General features: G+C 64.7%; 20 protein-coding genes. All 20 read left to right on the top strand.

Annotation, left to right across the window (positions count from 1 at the left end; translation table 11 throughout):
* Positions 1–18 precede the first annotated feature (18 nt).
* Positions 19–1449 (top strand): DUF1073 domain-containing protein, encoded by a 1431-nt coding sequence (locus tag UU9_RS12410; RefSeq protein ID WP_007082101.1) that lies wholly within the window; start codon positions 19–21, stop codon positions 1447–1449.
* A 28-nt stretch (positions 1450–1477) separates the two neighbouring features.
* A complete protein-coding gene (locus UU9_RS12405; protein WP_007082100.1) occupies positions 1478–2152 on the top strand; it encodes a phage head morphogenesis protein in 675 nt (224 codons plus the stop codon).
* A 33-nt stretch (positions 2153–2185) separates the two neighbouring features.
* Positions 2186–2389, top strand: a complete 204-nt coding sequence (locus UU9_RS12400; protein WP_007082099.1) for a hypothetical protein — start codon at positions 2186–2188, stop codon at positions 2387–2389.
* A gap of 84 nt (positions 2390–2473) precedes the next feature.
* A complete protein-coding gene (locus UU9_RS12395; RefSeq protein ID WP_007082098.1) occupies positions 2474–3715 on the top strand; it encodes a DUF2213 domain-containing protein in 1242 nt (413 codons plus the stop codon).
* Positions 3716–3737: 22 nt separating this feature from the next.
* Positions 3738–4229 carry a structural cement protein Gp24 gene (locus UU9_RS12390; RefSeq protein ID WP_007082097.1) on the top strand — a complete coding sequence of 164 codons (492 nt, stop codon included), beginning with the start codon at positions 3738–3740 and terminating at the stop codon, positions 4227–4229.
* A 74-nt stretch (positions 4230–4303) separates the two neighbouring features.
* Entirely contained in the window at positions 4304–5338 is a 1035-nt protein-coding gene (locus UU9_RS12385) for a DUF2184 domain-containing protein (protein ID WP_007082096.1), read from the top strand.
* 10 nt (positions 5339–5348) lie between these two features.
* Complete coding sequence (locus UU9_RS12380; RefSeq protein WP_007082095.1) at positions 5349–5639, top strand: STY1053 family phage-associated protein; 291 nt, start codon at positions 5349–5351, stop codon at positions 5637–5639.
* Positions 5639–6040, top strand: a complete 402-nt coding sequence (locus tag UU9_RS12375) for a DUF4054 domain-containing protein (protein WP_007082094.1) — start codon at positions 5639–5641, stop codon at positions 6038–6040. Before UU9_RS12380 ends, UU9_RS12375 begins: the two co-directional genes overlap by 1 nt.
* Positions 6028–6540: a hypothetical protein gene (locus UU9_RS12370; protein ID WP_007082093.1), complete on the top strand. Its 513-nt coding sequence runs from the start codon at positions 6028–6030 to the stop codon at positions 6538–6540. The genes UU9_RS12375 and UU9_RS12370 overlap by 13 nt, the downstream gene beginning before the upstream one ends.
* On the top strand, positions 6527–6910 hold the full coding sequence (locus UU9_RS12365; RefSeq protein ID WP_007082092.1) for a hypothetical protein: 384 nt from the start codon (positions 6527–6529) through the stop codon (positions 6908–6910). The genes UU9_RS12370 and UU9_RS12365 overlap by 14 nt, the downstream gene beginning before the upstream one ends.
* Entirely contained in the window at positions 6900–7493 is a 594-nt protein-coding gene (locus tag UU9_RS12360) for a phage neck terminator protein (protein WP_040670966.1), read from the top strand. Before UU9_RS12365 ends, UU9_RS12360 begins: the two co-directional genes overlap by 11 nt.
* Before the next feature lie 11 nt (positions 7494–7504).
* On the top strand, positions 7505–8968 hold the full coding sequence (locus tag UU9_RS12355; RefSeq protein ID WP_007082090.1) for a DUF3383 domain-containing protein: 1464 nt from the start codon (positions 7505–7507) through the stop codon (positions 8966–8968).
* A gap of 15 nt (positions 8969–8983) precedes the next feature.
* The gene (locus tag UU9_RS12350) at positions 8984–9439 is read left to right on the top strand and encodes a phage structural protein (protein ID WP_007082089.1); all 456 of its coding nucleotides are present in this window, start codon (positions 8984–8986) and stop codon (positions 9437–9439) included.
* Positions 9439–9843, top strand: a complete 405-nt coding sequence (locus tag UU9_RS12345; RefSeq protein WP_007082088.1) for a phage tail assembly chaperone — start codon at positions 9439–9441, stop codon at positions 9841–9843. The genes UU9_RS12350 and UU9_RS12345 overlap by 1 nt, the downstream gene beginning before the upstream one ends.
* A gap of 47 nt (positions 9844–9890) precedes the next feature.
* Positions 9891–10022 (top strand): DUF6889 family protein, encoded by a 132-nt coding sequence (locus UU9_RS18525; RefSeq protein WP_007082087.1) that lies wholly within the window; start codon positions 9891–9893, stop codon positions 10020–10022.
* Positions 10022–11863 carry a phage tail tape measure protein gene (locus tag UU9_RS12340; RefSeq protein ID WP_007082086.1) on the top strand — a complete coding sequence of 614 codons (1842 nt, stop codon included), beginning with the start codon at positions 10022–10024 and terminating at the stop codon, positions 11861–11863. Before UU9_RS18525 ends, UU9_RS12340 begins: the two co-directional genes overlap by 1 nt.
* The gene (locus UU9_RS12335) at positions 11860–12462 is read left to right on the top strand and encodes a phage baseplate protein (RefSeq protein ID WP_007082085.1); all 603 of its coding nucleotides are present in this window, start codon (positions 11860–11862) and stop codon (positions 12460–12462) included. The genes UU9_RS12340 and UU9_RS12335 overlap by 4 nt, the downstream gene beginning before the upstream one ends.
* Entirely contained in the window at positions 12459–12773 is a 315-nt protein-coding gene (locus UU9_RS12330) for a phage baseplate plug family protein (RefSeq protein ID WP_040670948.1), read from the top strand. The genes UU9_RS12335 and UU9_RS12330 overlap by 4 nt, the downstream gene beginning before the upstream one ends.
* Positions 12766–13713, top strand: a complete 948-nt coding sequence (locus UU9_RS12325; RefSeq protein ID WP_040670946.1) for a phage protein — start codon at positions 12766–12768, stop codon at positions 13711–13713. The genes UU9_RS12330 and UU9_RS12325 overlap by 8 nt, the downstream gene beginning before the upstream one ends.
* Complete coding sequence (locus tag UU9_RS12320; protein ID WP_007082082.1) at positions 13703–14386, top strand: Gp138 family membrane-puncturing spike protein; 684 nt, start codon at positions 13703–13705, stop codon at positions 14384–14386. Before UU9_RS12325 ends, UU9_RS12320 begins: the two co-directional genes overlap by 11 nt.
* Positions 14387–14404 lie beyond the last annotated feature (18 nt).

Below are 14404 nucleotides of genomic sequence, written 5' to 3'. Positions count from 1 at the left end.
CTCACCGGACACGATTCAATGAGCCGACGCAACCGCCGCAGCGCCAACAAATCCGCGCCGGCGGGAGAGGTGCAGGCCACGCCGACCGGCGACAGCTTCGCCAACTTCGCGGCGAAGATGGGCGCCAACGCGTCCAACCTGCAGGGCGGAGCGACCTACGACTTCACGTTCCGAACCCGCAACTACCGCCAGCTCGAATGGATGTACCGAACGTCCGGCATTCTGCGCAAGGCGATCGACATCATCCCGGACGACATGACGCGCGAGGGTATCGAGCTCAGTTCCGACGCGGACCCAGACGACCATCGCAAGCTGACCGAGGCCATGAACCGCATGGGTCTGTGGGACGCGCTGGGTGACGGCGTCCGCTGGGCACGGCTGTACGGTGGCGCGGTCACGGTCTACCTGATCGACGGGCAGGATATGAGCCAGCCGCTGCGCCTGGATTCGATCCGGCCGGGCCAGTTCAAGGGCGTCTACACGATGGACCGCTGGCAGCTCACCCCGGCATTGACGGAGGTGGTGACCGAGTTCGGCCCGGAGCTGGGAAAGCCGCTCTATTACGACGTGATCCTGGACGGCTCGCCGCTGCAGGGCCGACGCATCCACTACACGCGTCTGGCGCGCTTCGTCGGCGCCGAGCTTCCCTTCCGGCAGGCCTACACCGAGATGGGCTGGGGACAGAGCTACATCGAGCAGTGGTTCGACCGCCTGATCGCCTTCGACTCAGCGACCACCGGCGCGGCGCAGCTGATCCACAAGGCGCATCTGCGCACGCTGAAAATCAAGCAGCTGCGCGAGATTCTGGCCGGCCCGGACCAGCTCAAGCGCGGCCTGTACAACCAGGTCGAGTTCATGCGCGTGGCGCAGACGATCGAAGGTCTGACGGTGCTGGATGGTGACGACGATTTCGAAACGAATACTTACACGTTCGCCGGTCTGGACGACCTGATGAATCAGTTTTCGCAGCAATTCGCGGCGGTGACGGATATTCCCATGGTGCGCCTGTTCAGCCAGTCGCCGGGCGGCCTCAATTCCACCGGCGACACCGACATGGAAATGCATTACTCCATGATCCGGCAGAACCAGGAGCGCAAGTTCCGCACGCCGCTGGCCGTGCTGCTGGACATCCTCCACCGCTCGGAGCTGGGCCGCCCGCCGGAAGATGGTTTCGGCTTCGACTTCAACCCGCTCGACCCGCTGAGCGAGGCCGAGGGCGCGGAGATCTTCGGCAAGGTGGCCACGGCCATCGGCAGCCTGTCGTCTGGCGGCATCCTGATGCGCCCAACGGCGCTGAAGGAGCTGCAGAAGGCGTCGGAAATCACCGGCTACGGCAGCACGATCACGCAAGAAGACATCGAGGACGCCGAGAATGACCCTCCGACCATTCCTAACGCTGGACCGGAGGACGAACCAGGTCTGGAAGGAACCAAGGGCACGCAGCGCTGAGCGGTGGTACGCCGTCCAGTTGCGAAAGGTGGCGCGGCAGATTGATGACCTGGTGCGCGGCCAGTTCGGCGAGGACACCGACCCCGCCGAGGTGACGCCGCGCATCGTCGAGACGCTTCAACGCTACGCCAGCACGCTGACAAGCTGGGCCGGATCCGTCGCCGATCGCATGATCCTGGACGTGGACCGGCTGGACCGGCAGGAATGGATGAGCCGCAGCGAGGAAATCGGACGCGGCCTGATGGACGAGATCCTGCACGCGCCAACCGGTGAAGCCTTCCGGGACATTCAGGCGCGGCAAGTGGCACTGATCCGCAGCCTGCCCACGGACGCGGCGGAGCGGGTGCAGAAACTGGCGATGGAGGCGGTGGTGGGTGGCACGCGGGCGAAGGACGTCGCGGCCGAGATCATGCGCACCGGTGAGGTCACGAAATCGCGGGCCAACCTGATTGCCGTCACTGAGGTGAGCCGGGCGCAGACCGGGCTTGTGCAGGCGCGCTCCATGTTCGTTGGCTCTGTTGAGTACGACTGGATCACGGCGGGCGACACGGACGTGCGCCCTGATCACAGGCGATTGAGTGGAAAAATCATCCGCTGGGATGACCCGCCCATCGCCGACACACGCAATGGAGCGAGGGCGCACGCGGGCTGCATCTATCGATGCCGCTGCTGGGCGAAGCCACGAATCCCTGGAGTGAATTGAGACATCCTCCAGCGCTAGAAGTAGCATGCACGCATGAAAAGCATCGACCTGACATTCTACGAAGTTGGCGAAAAGGCTCCGGATCAGGGCATGCCGATCCTCGTGTTGCATGAGGGCGGATGGGTTGTTGGGGCGCTTTACGGCGAGGTGTGGCGCGAGGCCTCGTTTTCCGAAGATCAGCTTCATGGCGTTATAGGGTGGTGCGAACTGCCTGCGCCCTGGCGTTGCCGCGTATAGCTCGAGTCAAGCGCCCAGCACCGGCCACAACACATTCACCCGAAGCCCGCCCAGTGCGGGCTTTTTATTACCCGGAGTCCTGACATGGCGCGAGCCTACACAACCCACAAGCTCGGCCCGCGCCGCTCGCTGACGCCCGAAGGCTTCCTGATCTGCCACGACGTGCCGGTGGCCAGCATCGGTGAGTTGCTGTACGGGCGTGGCGAGGTGCCGCTGCAGACCGGCGACGACGGCTTCATCCGCGTGACTCGCACGGCTGACGACCTCTTTAGCGAGATCACGCTGTCCAGCTGCGAAGGCAAGCCGGTCACGTTCAAGCATCCGCCCGGCCTGAAGGTCACCGCCGACAACTACGCCACCGTGATGCGCGGGCACATGAGCAACGCGCGCCGCGGTACCGGCTCGGATGACGACGTCATTCTGGCCGACCTCACCATCTTTGACCGACCCACCATCGACGCCATCACGTCGGGCCAGGCCGAAGAGGTCTCGATCGGGTACGAGGCGAGTTACACCCAGGACGCGCCCGGCAGAGGCCGGCAGACCAACATTGTTGTCAACCATGTGGCCGTGGTCCCGAAAGGGCGATGCGGACCGCGCTGTGCCATCGGAGATGAGGAACTGACCATGAACTGGCTCGAAAAGCTGAAAGCGGCGATTGCCGAGAAAATCCGCACCGGTGACGCCGACGGCGCCGCTGCCCTGATCACCCAGGCCGAGGCCGAACGCGACGCCGAACTGGCGGCCGCAGCGAAGCCCACCGGCGACACCCAGGCGGTGACGCTGGATGCGGCCACGCTGGCGATCATCACCAAGCTGGGCGAGCGCGTGGAAGCGATCGAGACCGGCCTGCAGGCGAAAGCCACCGCCGACGCGGAAGCCGCCGCTGCCGCCGAGAAGGCAAAGGAACAGGCCGCCACGGCCGACGCCGAGCTGGTGACGCTGTACCCGGCCAGCCGTGCGCAGGACATCGCCAGCAAAGCCGAGATTCTGGCCCCTGGCTTCACCATGCCCACGGTCGATGCCACCGCTACCGCCGACTGCGCCGCCGCGCTGTGCGGCTGCCAGCGTGCCGTTCTGGCCAAGTCCTACGCCGGTGACGGCAAGGCCTCCATCGACATCATCCTCGCCGGTCGCACGCTGGACACCGAGGGCATGGATGCGCCGACCATCGACGGCATCTTCAACGCCGCCGCCGCGGTGCGCGCGATGCAGAACAACGCACTCACCACCGGCAACAAGCCCGAGGGCTACAAGCCGCCCCTCAACCCCATCGAACGCATGAAGCAGGGCATCGCCAAAGTGCACAACACCAAGGCCGCATAACGGCACTCACTGAGGAATCACCATGACCGCTTATCTCAAGAGCTTGCCGTTCGGCGCCCCTGGCGTGCTGAGCCGGCCCCACGTCCACACCAACGAGCCGCAGATGGTCAACTCTGCCGCCGCCCCGACCGCTTACGGCGTGCCGGTGAAGATGGTTTCCGGCAAGGTCAACGCCATTGCCGCCTCCGACGCCGCTTCGGTGGTGTATGGCTTCCTGGTGCGCCCCTTCCCGTCGCAGGACTTCGCCTTCCCCGGTGACTTCGGCGGGGCAACGCCGCCCACCAGCGGCACCGTCAGCGTGATGCGCCGCGGCTACATGCTGGTGCACGTGAACGCCGGTACCGCCGCGCCGCAGGGTGTCGTGTACATGCGTGTCGCCACGCCGGCCACGGGCAAGCCTGTCGGCGGTATCGAGGCCGTTGCCGACAGCACCAACACCGTGGTGATCGCTGGCGCCACGTTCCAGACCGCCGCCGATGCCGATGGTGTCGCCGAGATCGCCTACAACATCTGACCCCTACCCACAGCGTCACCACCGGGCCGCCCTTGAGGCGGTTTTTTTGTGGCCGCGATTCGGAGACCTACCCCATGAAGCAGCTGATCCTCCCCCGGTCCGTCCGGGCCTTCACCGCGGACCACGCGGCCGACCCCTCGCAGATGCAGGGCCTCACCCTGGATGCGGCCACCATCGACTCGGCTGGCGCCTTCCTGATGGGCGAACTGGAGCGTTTCGACCAGCGCCTGTATGAACCGCTGGTGCAGTTCACCTGGTCGCGCGACATCGACATCCGCTCGGATGTGACGCTGGCCGACGAGGTGTCGAGCTTCGCGCGCATCAACTACGGCGCCAACCCGGGCACGTCGTCGGGCAGCAAGAAGAGCTTCATCTCGACGGTGGCCGATGCGCTGCCGACCGTCTCGGTCGATCTGCAGAAGCAGTTCATGCCACTGACCCCATGGGGCATGTCGCTGCAGTGGTCGGTGTTCGAACTGGCCGCCAGCCAGAAAGTGGGTCGGCCGATCGACTTGCAGAAGGCCAACGCCATGAACCTGAAATGGAACATGGATCTGGACGAGCAGACCTACATCGGCGACACGCAACTCGGCGTCTCCGGCCTGTTCAACAACCCGAACGTGTCCACGTCGAATGCGCCCAACGGTGCGGCCTCGTCGCCACTGTGGGCGAACAAGACGCCGACCGAGATCCTGGCAGACGTCAATGCGGTGCTGAACGCCGCGTGGGCCGCGTCGGGCTACAAATACGTACCCACCGAGATTCGCCTGCCGCCGGCGAACTTCTCGTACATCAACGCGCAGCTGATCTCCACCGCGGGTAGCCGCTCGATCCTGAACTACCTGGCCGAGAACTCGCTGTCCAACGCGCAGAACGGCGTGCCGCTGCGCATCCTGCCGGTGAAGTGGCTGACCGGCGCGGGCGCCAGCGGGACCAATCGCATGGTGGCCTACACCAAGCGCGAGGACCTGGTGCGCCTGCCGGTGGTACCGCTGCAGCGCACGATGCTGCAGGTCAAGGGCATCTTCCAGACCACCGACTACTACGGCAAGTTGGGCGCCGTCGAGTTCCCCTACACCGAAACCATCGCCTACATGGATGGCATCTGAGGAGAACGACATGGCAAAGATCAACCTTTCGCGCGCCATTACCCTGAACAAGGACGATGGCACCGTGCTGGAACTCCCGGCCGGCGAGCAGACCGTCGACAAGGACGTCGCCAGCCACTGGTTCGTGCAGGCTCACCTTGTCGGCGCAACGGATGACGGCGAAGCGGCCGAGAACGAGGCGCGCGAGGCGGCGGAACAGGCCGAGAAGGCCGCCGCTGCCGAGAGGGAAGCGGCCGAGAACGAGGCGAAGGGCAAGGAAGCGGCCAAGGGCAAGACCACCACCGGCAAGAGCACGGGCTGATGTTCGACCTCTCGCTGTTCCGGGATACGTTTCCGGCCTTCGCAGACCTGAGCGTCTACCCGGACGCGAGAGTGTCGTTTCAAGGCTCACTGGCAGACAAGCTCTACGGGGATGACCCGTGGGGCGACCTGCAGGGCTATGTGGCGATGCTCGCGGTCGCCCATGCGCTGTCGATGCAGGGCAAGTCGGGCGGATCGAGCGGCGGCGTCAAGGGCGTGGTGTCGGCCAAGTCGGTGGACAGGGTTTCCGTTTCCTACGACGTCAGCGCCACCACGTACAAGGATGCGGCCTACTTCAACGGCTCTCCCTACGGCGTGGAGTTGTACTGGCTGATCCAGATGGCCGGGGCCGGTCCGATGCACGTGATGGGTAACTCGACGGTGCTGCCGTGGCAATTCTGACGGGCATCAAGGTCAAGAAAGACGAACTGCGTAGCGTCCTGGCCGCCATCAAGCGGGCAACGCGCGAGAACCTGCTGGTCGGCATCCCGTACTACCACACGGCGCGGCCGGGCGAGGTCGGCATCTCGAACGCGGATCTGGGTTACATCCACGAGTTTGGCGCGCCGGCGGCCAATATTCCGGCGCGCCCGGCACTGATTCCCGGCGTGCTTGCCGCCACGAAGCAAGCCACGGCACTGATGGCTGATGGCATGTCCGACGAGATGGCGGGGCAGCGCGGTTCCGCGCATATCAGCCTGCACAAGGCCGGCTTGGTGGCGGTCAACTATGTGCGGCAGACGATCACTGACGGCGTCGAGCCGGAATTGTCGGAGGTGACGATCCGTCGGCGCCTGGAGCGAGGGCGTACCGGCACGACGCCATTGCTCGACACCGGGCAGTACCGCAACGCATTCACGTATGTGATTCGCCACAAGGGCCAAACCGATGCCGCTGCTTGACGTCTCTGATGTTCTTGACGACGAGGACTTCGCCGACGAGCTGAGGCTGACCGTGCGCGCGGTGACGATAGATGGCAATGGCCGCGGGCAGACGAGCGAAAGCACCACGCCGATCTGCGGCGTCGTCACCAGCGACAAGGGGCGCAACCGCGACCTGATCGCCGAGGGCCAGCGCGTCGTCGGGTCGATCCTGGTGCACACGGGTACCCGGCTCACCTCCGGCGGCGAGGGACGCGAGGCGGATGCGGTGACCTGGAATGGGCGCCAGTACACCGTGGTGTCGATCGACGACTACAGCCGATACGGCGAGGGCTTCATCTGCGCGCATTGCGACCTGATGCCGCTCAGTGGTGGCGCCGATGGCCAATGACTCGACCACGGCCGGTTATCTGGCGCCGACCGGCACCGTGGTGGCCGATGACGCGCTGGAGGACATCTTCACCGGCATGGTCGTCGGCATCGCCGGGATTGCGGCCGGCCTCGTGCGTCCACGCTGGCAGACCAACCCGCCACCGATCCCCGCGGCCAGCGTGAACTGGTGCGCGATCGGGATCACCACCACGACACCTGACGCCAACGCCGCCATCAGCCATTCGCCCGGGCTGGATGGCGAGGGCATCGACAACCTGCTGCGCCACGAGGACATCGAGGTGATGGCCAGCTTCTACGGCCCACAGGGCCAGGCCAACGGTCTGCGCCTGCGCGACGGCCTGCAGATCGCGCAGAACCGCGACACGCTGGCGCTGGCGGGCGTGTCGTTCGTGTCCGCCGGCATCCTGAGGAATGCGCCCGACCTCGCCAATCAGCAGTGGATCAGGCGCTACGACCTGCTGCTGACCTTCCGCCGCGCCGTCGCACGTACCTACAACATCCGCAACCTCCAGTCCGCTGACGGCAACGTTTCGGATGGAAGCACTTCCGTCGACTTCGCCGTGACAGACGGCCAACCCTAGAGGATTCACCCATGACCCTTTCCGTCAGCAGCGTCGTCAACGTCACGGTGAGCCTCTCGCCGACGGCGGCGGCAGAGCGCAACTTCGGCTCGATCCTGATTCTTGGATCGTCCGGCATCGTCACGACCGCCGAACGGCTTCGCGCCTACACGAATCTCGACGACATTGCGGTCGACTTCGGCACGACCGCGCCGGAGTACAAGGCCGCCGCGCTGTTCTTCGCGCAGAGCCCGCAGCCTTCGCTGGCCTACCTGGGCGAGTGGGCCCAGAGCGCGACCAGTGCGTCGATTCGGGGCGGCGTGCTGACGCTGGCTGATCAGGCCATCGGCCCATTCCAGGCGATCACCTCCGGTACGCTCAGCCTGTCCATCAACGGGACGGTAAAGAACCTCACCGCGCTCGACTTCAGCGACGACGACAATCTGAACGCGGTGGCTGGCACGCTGACCACTGCGTTGACCAGCGCGGGCACGGTGACCTGGAATGCCGCGGCGGCGCGTTTCGAGATCGTCAGCGCCACCACGGGCATCACCAGCACGATCACCGCAGCGGCTGACGGCGCCGTGGCCAGCCTGCTCAAGATGCAGGCCTCACAGGCGGAGGCGCCGGTCGCTGGCGTCGCGGCGGAAACCTTGGTCGATGCCGTGGCCGACCTGGCCGACAAGTCGTCGGACTGGTACGGCCTGGTGGTTGCTGCGGCGGGTGTCGATGATGACGATGTGCTGGCGGTTGCCGCCTTCATCGAAGGTGTCGGCACCTCCCGGGTGTATGGCGTCACGTCGCAGGATGCGCAGGAGCTGGTGACCGGGCAAACAACCTCGCTGGGCTACCGCCTCGCGCAGCTGAAATACCAGCGCACCTTCTGGCAGTACAGCTCCAGCAACCCGTATGCCGCCGCGTCGGCGTTCGGGCGCGCCTTCACCGTCAACTTCGACGGCTCCAACACCACGATCACGCTCAAGTTCAAGCAGGAGCCGGGCGTCGTCGCGGAAGACATTTCCGCCTCGCAGGCCGCCGCCATCAACGCGAACCACGGCAACGTGTTCGTGAAGTACAACAACGCGACAGCGATCCTGCAGCAGGGCGTGGTGGCCAATGGCTACTACTTCGACGAGGTGCACGGGCTGGCCTGGTTGCAGAACGCCGTGCAGACGGCGGTTTACAACCTGCTCTACACGAACCCGAAGATCCCGCAGACGGATGCCGGCGTGAACCAGCTGGTCACCACGATCAACCGCACGCTCGACCAGTCGGTGACGAATGGCCTGGTCGCGCCGGGCGTGTGGAATGCCGCGGGCTTCGGTTCGCTGAGCCAGGGCGACACGCTCTCGACCGGCTTCTACGTCTACGCGCCGAAGATCGCCACGCAGAGCCAGGCCGACCGCGAGGCCCGCAAGGCGCCGCCGATCCAGATTGCCCTCAAGCTCGCCGGTGCGGTTCACAGCGCCGATGTCCTCATCAACGTGAACCGATAAAAGGAGCTTCACGCCATGTCTCAGACCTACTCGTTTCTCGACGTCAACGCGACGCTTGCCGGCGTCACCGGCGTCATCGACCTGGGCGCCGGTGTCGGCAATGCCGCCGAGGGCATCACCGTGGAAATGGCCAACGACAAGAACGTCATGACCATGGGCGCCGACGGCAACGGCATGCACAACCTGATGGGCGACAAGTCCGGCCAGATCACCGTGCGGCTGCTCAAGACCTCGCCGGCCAACGCCAAGCTATCGGTGGCCTACAATGCCCAGACCATCAGCTCCCGCCTGCACGGACAGAACGTCATCACCATCACCAACCCCGTCAGCGGCGACACCATCGTCGGCCGTGGCGCCGCGTTCAAGCGCCAGCCGACCAACACCTATGCCAACGAGGGCGGCACGATGGAGTGGGTGTTCGACGTGATCAAGATCGACCAGCTGCTGGGCAGCCTCGCGGACGCCTTCTGATGAACTTCGAAATCAACGGCCACGAGTACTCCAGCCGCAAGCTCGACACGTTCAAGCAGCTGCACCTGGTCCGCCGCGCCGCGCCGGCCCTGGGCAGCATCGTCAAGGCCCAGCAGCAAGGCGCCAAGACAATCGTGGATTACGCCGGGCCGATGGCCGATGCCATTGCCGGCCTGCCCGAGGATGACTTCGACTGGGTGGTGCACACCTGTCTCGGCGTGGTGCAGCGCAAGCAGGGCAGCAATTGGACCGCGGTGGATACCAACGCCACGCTGATGTTCGATGACATCGAGTTGCCGGAGCTGCTGCAGATTCTCGGCAAGGTGATCATGGAGAACCTGGGGCGTTTTTTTCCACAGAGCGTTATCAGCGACTCGCAAGCCCCGCAGGCGCCCCAGCCGTAAGCCGTTGGCGAACCCTTCCCGGTGGCGAAGACTGGCTTCTTCGCCCCGTGATCAAGGGCATGTGCCGCTACGAAAGCTTGCTCGACTGCACCCTTGACCTCGCGGACATCGCTCTGATGAACGATGCGCTCGACGTGATGGACGACAACCGCACCCTGGCCGAAGAGGCATCGAAGTAATGGAATCGTCCGTCATCCGAGAGTTTCTCGTCAGCCTTGGCTACGAGGTAAACGGCACCCAAGAGCGCCAGTTCGTGCGCGGCGTGGAGAAATCCACCAAGGTGGTGGCCGGGCTGGGCGTGGCCCTGACTGCGCTGGTGGCCGGTACCGTGGCTGCCACCAATGCGATGGAGCGGATGTTCTTCGCCTCGCAGCGCTCGCAGGCGTCGGTGCGCGGCATCCAGGCGATGCAGTACGCCGTGGCCGATCTAGGCGGTTCCGCTGACGGTGCGTTGAACGCCATCGAGAGCATCGCGCGCTTCATGCGTGAGAAGCCGGGCGGCGAGTCGTGGATCAAGGCGCTGGGCGTGCAGACCCGTGACGCCAACGGCCAGATGCGCGACACCAGCGAGATCATGGCCGACATTGGCCAGCGGCTGGCGAAGATGCCGTATTACCGGGCGGCGCGGTATGCGCAGGTGCTGGGGATCGACGAAAAGACGCTGATCGCGTTGCGCAGCGGGGTGGGCAAGTTCTCCGACGAGTACAAGCGCATGGCCAAGGCCGTGGGCTACGACTCCGAGGGGGCGGCGAAGACCTCGCACGGCTTCATGGTGCAGCTGCGCGGCCTGGGTAGCTATGTCGACATCCTTGGCAAGAAGTTCTTCACGGCCTTCGCCGGCACGCTGACCCCTGTCATCGAGAAGGCGCGCCGATGGATTGAGCACAACGGCGGATTGATCAGCCGGGTGATCGACAAGATCGTGCAGGGCTTGGCCGCGTTCGGTCACCTCGTGACATCGATCATCACCCGTGCCGTGGAGATTTTCGGGAACCTTGCCGATGCCTACCGCCGCCTTGATCCGGAAACACAAGGGTTTCTGAAAGGGGTGATTGCCATCGTGGCGATCTGGAAGGTGATGAACGCGCTGTTCGCTGCCTCACCCATTGGCCGAGTCATCACGCTCGGGCTGGCCATCCTTGCGCTGTTCGATGACTACAAGACCTGGAAGGAGGGCGGCAAAAGCCTGATCGACTGGAAAAACTGGAAGACCGAGATCGACCTGGCCGTCGGCGCCGTGAACGTGCTGATCGAAGCGCTGAAGACCCTCAACAAGTGGCGCAAAGCCGCAGGCGACGCGGTGGGTGGATTCGCCGCGAAAAAGGCCGCCGAGATCGAGAATGGATCGACGGCGAACGACCAGCGCCAGCGTGGCAGCGCCATCCACCGCTTGCTCCAGAGCCTGGCCTACGGTGCCGGCTACGATCCGCGCACCGGGGAGAAGATTCCCGATCAGTACCTGACCGATCCGGAGGCGAGCGCCGGCCCGCGCGGCATCCGCAATAACAACCCCGGCAACCTCAACTACGCCGGTCAGCGCGGCGCCTCGCTGGAATCCGGACCCAATGCGCGCTTTGCGGCGTTCGGTACGCCGCAGGCCGGCTTGAATGCGCTGGCGCAGCAGTTGTCGCTGTACGGCAGCCGCGGCACCGACACGATCAACGCGATCGTGGCCAAGTACGCGCCGGCCAGCGAGAACGACACGGGCGCTTATGCCGCCAGCCTCGCCAAGGCGCTTGGCGTGGCGCCGGGCACCAAGCTCAACCTGCAAGACCCGTCCGTGATGCAGGGCCTGATGCGCGGCATCGTCAGCCACGAGAACGGTCAGAATCCGTATTCGTCCGACATGTACCGCCAGGCCGCGACCGGTGCCAGCGCCTCAAGCCGGACACTTCAGCAGGAGACGAACATCAACATCTACGGGGCCAAGGATGCGCAGGCCGCAGGCCAAGAAGTGGCACGCCGGCAGGATGGGGTGAACAAGCGCGCTGCCCGCAACCTGATGCCGGCGGCGTCATGAGCACGCTGTCTGGCCTGGTTAAGGCGGGCGCTGTCGGCGCGCTCGGCCAGTTGGAAGATGTGTTCCTGCATACCCGGCGGTCGATCAGTTACATCGTGCCGCAGGTGACAATTCAGGAGCATCACCGCGACGAGGTGGCGTTGACCGATCACCCGATCGACAGCGGCGCACCGGTTACCGATCACGCCTTTTCGCGTCCGTCCGAACTGCTGATGACGATCGGCTGGAGCGATGCTGCCTCGTTCTTCGATGTCGGTGGATCATCGAACAACGCCGAGGATGCCTATCCGGCCCTGTTGGAGCTGATGAACCAGCGCTCGCCGCTGGGTGTGGTTACTGGAAAACGCACCTACGACAACATGGTGATCGTGAGCCTCGATACCGTGACCGACGCCAAGACCAATAGCACGCTAGTGATCGAAGTGGGCATGCGGCAAGTGATCATCGTGGAGACCGCCACCACGACACTGGCGCCCGTGACGCAGCAGCAGGAGCCGGAGAAAACTGCCGAGTCAGTCGACCAGGGCATGAAGCAACCCGTGCAACCGAAGGAATCGGGGCTCTACCAGGTCGGCGGCTTTCTTGAGGGCTTGCTGTGAGCCAGGTACTTGAGATTCCACTGACCGCACAGAGTCAGTCGTTCCAGATCACCCTGTCCGGGCGGGCGTATCGGATGGCGGTGTCCTGGCGCGAGCCCTTCGGCTGGTTCATGGACATTGCGCTCATCGATGGAACGATGCTCGTGGCCGGCGTGCCGCTGGTGACGGGCGTCGATCTGTTGGCTCAATACGTCTATCTGGGCATTCCCGGGAAGCTTGTTGTGCTGTCCGATGGCAACCCCTTCGCGGCGCCCACCTTCGACAACCTGGGAGCGTCTGCCCATCTCTACTACGTGACCGACGATGCCTAGCCAGTTTGGACGAGCGCTGTCGCTCAAGGTGGGTACCGATGCGGGAGATGGGCTGGATCTATCGCAGCTGCGCGTCACGTTCGAGGTGCGAAACGCCACCATCAACACGCCGAAATACGCGCTGATCCGGGTCTACAACCTCGCCGCCGAGAAGATGGCCAGGATCATCAATGAGTTCACCCAGGTGGTGCTGCAAGCGGGTTACATCGATCCGGGGCCGTCGACCATCTTCGAGGGTCAGATCGTGATGACGCGGCGCGGACGCTACGACACCGACACCTTCATCGAGATCACCGCACAGGATGCGGACCAGGCGCACAATTACGGCGTGATCAGCACCACGCTGGTGGCCGGGTGGACGTGGGACGACGTGTACAACGCATTGCTGGGCGCGCTGGGAGCCTATGGTGTAACGGGCGGTAACAAGCCGTCCTTCAGCACCGAAAAGGGGCTGCGCGGCAAGCAGCTGGACGGCATGGTGAGCGCCCAGCTGACCATGCTGGCCAATAACCAGAACTGCGACTGGTACATCGAGGACAACAAGCTCACCTTCCTGGAAAAGGGCGCCACACTGCCGGGCGAGGTGCCCATGCTCAATTCTGGCAACGGCCTGTTGAGTGTGCCGGACCAGACGGTCGACGGCGTCATCATCTCCTGCCTTCTGCGCCCGCAGATCCGCGCCGGCATGATGATCAAGGTCGACAACAAGCAGCTTCTGGATGGGAGCGACGCGCAAGTGAAGGTGAGACAGGATGCTTTTCGGAGCAATGAATACGTCTACGTCCCTGACGTCAGCGCCGACGGCAGCTACAAAGCAGCTTGCGTGACCCACGTTGGTGATACCCGAGGCGACGACTGGGTGACTGAAATCATCTGCGTGAACCTGGCCTCGCCATCGCTCTCGGCGGTCACCACGGAAGCCGTCCCCGATGCTCGATAACCCGCAACGCTTCGACGATCTGCTGGCCACCCTTCAGGCATCCGCGGCCAGCGCGCTCGTGGACACGTGGACGGCGCTCCCGGGCGTCATCGTCAGCTTCGACCCGGACACCTCGCTGGCCCAGGTGCAGCCGGCCATCAAGGCCAGGATCACGGCGCCCGATGGCAGCACGTCAACCGCGGCGCGCGCGCTGCTGGTGGACGTGCCCGTATGCTTTCCCGGTGGCGGCGGCTGCACGCTGACCTTCCCGGTGACCGAGGGTGACGAATGCCTGCTGGTGTTCGCGGCGCGTGGCATCGATGCGTGGTTGGAATACGGCGGCGTGCAGGAGGCGATGCCCGATCACAGGCACGCCATGAACGACGCCTTCGCGTTCGTGGGCGTCCGATCCAAGGCGCGCAAGCTGGCGCAGCCGGCGGCCAGCACGACGCAGTTGCGCAGCGATGACGGCGCCACATACGTGGAGATCAACCCTGACGGCCAGATGGTCAACGTGGTGGCTCCTGGTGGAATCAACCTCAATGGCGTCACGATCGACGCCGCCGGCAATGTCACGTCACCGGCTACCGTCACGGCAGTAACGGATGTGCTCGCCGGTACCGTCAGCCTCAAGACTCACACCCATTCGGCTGTGATGTCGGGTGGTGGAACGTCAGGGCCGCCAGTGCCATGATGAGTGGCATCTGGGGAG

Origin of the sequence: Rhodanobacter fulvus Jip2, from assembly GCF_000264315.1 — a bacterium.
Taxonomy (GTDB): domain Bacteria; phylum Pseudomonadota; class Gammaproteobacteria; order Xanthomonadales; family Rhodanobacteraceae; genus Rhodanobacter; species Rhodanobacter fulvus.
Note: the sequence above shows the minus strand (reverse complement) of the source record. Positions and strands in the feature narration are given on the sequence as shown.